Here is a 2,469-nt window from a genome sequence, read left to right as displayed (position 1 = left end):
CGATATACTTAGTAAGATTCTTCCTTCGTCCGAATGACCTACCTGTAAGACTTGTTTTATAACTTTTGAGACAGCCTCTTTTTTATACTCTACCAGTCTATTTCTTTTTCTCCTCTACTGCGAAGGTATTCATTAGTTTTGCTAAAATGTTGGTTTCCAAAAAAGCCTCTATGAGCGGCAAAAGGAGAAGGGTGTGCTGACTTCAGTACAAGGTGTTTGTCATTATTAATAATGGCACCTTTTTTTTGAGCGTAAGCTCCCCATAGTAAAAAGACCACCCCTTTTCTATTTTCTGAAATGGACTTGATTACAGCATCTGTAAACTCTTCCCAACCTTTATTTTGATGAGAGCCCGGAGTGCTTGCTCTCACGGTGAGTGTGGCATTGAGTAAAAGTACACCTTGCTCTGCCCATCGCTCTAAATTGCCAGAGGCTGGTATTTCTTTGCCTAAATCGCTGTTAATCTCTTTAAATATATTGAGAAGTGAGGGAGGCTTTCTTACACCGTCTCTCACCGAAAAACATAAGCCATTGGCCTGACCAGGGCCGTGATATGGATCTTGCCCTATAATTACCACCTTCACCTGATCAAATGCACAATGATCAAAAGCATTAAAAATCTCTTTACCTGGAGGAAAAACTGTGTGCTGCTTATATTCTTTTTTAACAAAATCCACCAAATTTGTAAAATATGGTTTTTCGAATTCGTCTGATAACTTGTTTTTCCAGGATTCAGGAATTTTTACTTCCATAAAATTTAGTTAGGCTTAATATTTAAATTTAAAACTTCTTAACTTACTTTTTCGTTTTCGTTTTAGGAAACGGCAAATCTACAATGGTTACTGAAATCACAAAAGGTATAAAAGTATGTGTTGAAACGGAGTACCAACCCTCCTATTCCAGCCCAAGTCAATATCACTATGTTTTTACCTACAAAGTAACCATAGAGAACCAGAGTGAGAATACGATACAATTATTACGCAGACACTGGTTTATACATGATGCTGGTTACAACGTGCGCGAAGTTGAAGGCGAAGGAGTTGTTGGTCAGCAGCCGATTTTAGAACCAGGGCAATATCACAAATATGTATCTGGTTGCAACCTTAAATCAGGGTTAGGTAAAATGGCGGGCACATACCTTATAGAAAGAATTGTAGATGGACATCGATTTAAAGTTGGCATTCCTCAATTTAATATGATCGCCCCTTTCAAAGACAATTAATGTCTAAATTCCATCAGGCCAAAAGCTTTTTATCTTACTGGCTCAATGCTGTAAACGAGCATTCATTACATGCTCCGTTTATTTATGATTTATTTAAAAAGGTGATTGGCAAAAAACACGATCTTGCCACATACCAGAGTATAGAAGCAATAAGAGATAATCTGTGTAGAAGCACTCATACGGTAAATATTAAAGATTATGGAGCTGGGTCAGGGATTGATAACGGGAGTACCAGAAAAGTGGCTGATATCGCCAAATATGGCATAACAAAGCCAAAATATAGTAGGCTACTTGGCGAATTGATAAAATTTACTGAAAGTCAATCCATTCTTGAGTTAGGTACGTCTCTCGGTATAAACTCACTATACCTCTCACAGCATCCCAACACGCACGTAATTACGATGGAAGGTGCTCCAGGATTGGTTAATCTTGCAGAAACTTTGTTTGAAGCTCAAAACAGAAACAATATAAAGGTAGTAGAGGGAAATATTGATGAGAGGTTGGTCGAAGTCTTATCGGCTTCAGGATCTTTTGATTTTGTTTTTTTTGATGCCAACCATACAGAAAAAGCTACTTTACGCTACTTCGAGCAATGCCTGGCCAATAGTAAAGAGGATGCCTGTTTCGTTTTTGATGACATCCATTGGTCTAAAGAAATGGAAAAGGTATGGGCTGCGATCAAGAACCACTATCAAGTGACATTAACCGTGGATGTTTACCAAATGGGTATTGTTTTCTTCAATCCAGACATTAGAAAACAGCATTACGTGCTGCAATATTAAGCCAGTCTGGCTTTCTCCCACCAGTAAGATTTTACTGATTTGATAATCTCTAGTAAATCACTGTATTTAGAAGGTTTGGTAAAGTAGGTATTTACTCCATTTTTATAAGATGTAATTATATCATCCGCACTATTAGAAGTTGAAAATACAATAACCGGAATATGCTTAAAGCGATCATCTTCTTTAATCTCTTTAAGTGCCTGACGCCCGTCTTTTTTGGGCATATTCAAATCTAAAAACACCATGCTCGGTGCATTTACATTGTCCTTTAATTTATCTAAAAGCTCTTCTCCGTCTTCAACAAAAACTAAATCATCACTGGATATCGCATTCTCATTTAATGCATCCTCGATTAATAATCTGTCGTCCGCATCGTCTTCCGCAATTATTATGGATGTAATCTTTATCATACCTTTCTCTTAAAGCTTCGCCATTGATGACGTAATGACAAAGCTACTCTTATAA

The 2,469-nt window shown here is 37.4% G+C and carries 4 protein-coding genes; 2 read left to right on the top strand and 2 right to left on the bottom strand.

Annotation, left to right across the window (positions count from 1 at the left end; genetic code table 11):
- Positions 1 to 89: 89 nt before the first annotated feature.
- Complete coding sequence (ung, locus tag E1176_RS02390; protein WP_155208973.1) at positions 90 to 752, bottom strand: uracil-DNA glycosylase; 663 nt, start codon at positions 750 to 752, stop codon at positions 90 to 92.
- A gap of 83 nt (positions 753 to 835) precedes the next feature.
- Here ung and apaG point away from each other — a divergent pair, with 83 nt between their 5' ends.
- Positions 836 to 1,222: a Co2+/Mg2+ efflux protein ApaG gene (gene apaG / locus E1176_RS02385; protein WP_155208972.1), complete on the top strand. Its 387-nt coding sequence runs from the start codon at positions 836 to 838 to the stop codon at positions 1,220 to 1,222.
- On the top strand, positions 1,222 to 2,004 hold the full coding sequence (locus E1176_RS02380) for an O-methyltransferase (protein WP_155208971.1): 783 nt from the start codon (positions 1,222 to 1,224) through the stop codon (positions 2,002 to 2,004). Before apaG ends, E1176_RS02380 begins: the two co-directional genes overlap by 1 nt.
- Here E1176_RS02380 and E1176_RS02375 read toward each other — a convergent pair.
- The gene (locus E1176_RS02375; RefSeq protein WP_155208970.1) at positions 2,001 to 2,414 is read right to left on the bottom strand and encodes a response regulator; all 414 of its coding nucleotides are present in this window, start codon (positions 2,412 to 2,414) and stop codon (positions 2,001 to 2,003) included. The genes E1176_RS02380 and E1176_RS02375 overlap by 4 nt on opposite strands.
- Between the last annotated feature and the right edge of the window lie 55 nt (positions 2,415 to 2,469).

It is taken from the genome of Fulvivirga aurantia, from assembly GCF_009711475.1.
Classification (GTDB): Bacteria; Bacteroidota; Bacteroidia; order Cytophagales; family Cyclobacteriaceae; genus Fulvivirga; species Fulvivirga aurantia.
The sequence above is the reverse complement of the archived record's forward strand: the minus strand, read 5'-3'. Positions and strand labels throughout refer to the sequence as shown.

Bases quoted from the DNA above. Each gene is read 5' to 3' on its own strand.
- E1176_RS02380 (WP_155208971.1), top strand. From the start codon at position 1,222: ATGTCTAAATTCCATCAGGCCAAAAGCTTTTTATCTTACTGGCTCAAT.
- apaG (WP_155208972.1), top strand. From the start codon at position 836: ATGGTTACTGAAATCACAAAAGGTATAAAAGTATGTGTTGAAACGGAG.
- E1176_RS02375 (WP_155208970.1), bottom strand. From the start codon at position 2,414: ATGATAAAGATTACATCCATAATAATTGCGGAAGACGATGCGGACGAC.
- ung (WP_155208973.1), bottom strand. From the start codon at position 752: ATGGAAGTAAAAATTCCTGAATCCTGGAAAAACAAGTTATCAGACGAA.